Consider the following 549-nt stretch of genomic DNA (forward strand, 5'->3'; position numbering starts at 1 on the left):
ACTCCTTTCTTGTTTCTTGTTGCGCCTACTGGGGTGGGTGGTGCGCTCGGTGTGCGGCTGCGGGTGCGTTGTGGCTGGTCGCGCAGTTCCCCGCGCCCCTGATGGGGTGCGGCCCGTCGGCTGTGCTTGCGCCTCACCTCCCGTTTGTGGGCAGGCGTTCCGCACGGCGGAACGGGTGGGCACAAACGGGCCCACGGACCGCACCGGAACGGGGTCCGGGGGCGGAGCCCCCGGGCGGTTATCGGCGCTTCGGGTAGCGCACATCCGCCACCAGCCCCGCCACGTCCAGCAGCCGGATGAACGCCCCCGCGATGTCGATCTGCCAGAACGCATGCCGGTTGTGCGCCAGCGAAGGCTGCGCATGGTGGTTGTTGTGCCAGGAGCCGCCGACGGAGAACGGCGCGAGCGAGGCCACGTTGCGACTGTTGTCACGGGTGCGGTGCGGCCGGCTGCCCAGCGTGTGGCCGATGGAGTTGACGCTCCACGTCACATGGTCGAGCAGGAAGATCCGGGCCAGCCCGCCCCACAGCAGGCCGCCCACCGCGCCCC

At 70.7% G+C, this 549-nt stretch carries 1 pseudogene; it reads right to left on the reverse strand.

What is annotated here, in order from left to right:
* Positions 1 to 238 precede the first annotated feature (238 nt).
* Positions 239 to 549: pseudogene (locus K6I34_RS37910) on the reverse strand (acyl-CoA desaturase); the annotation flags it as partial.

It is taken from the genome of Streptomyces sp. UNOC14_S4 (assembly GCF_020740835.1).
Lineage (GTDB): Bacteria > Actinomycetota > Actinomycetes > Streptomycetales > Streptomycetaceae > Streptomyces.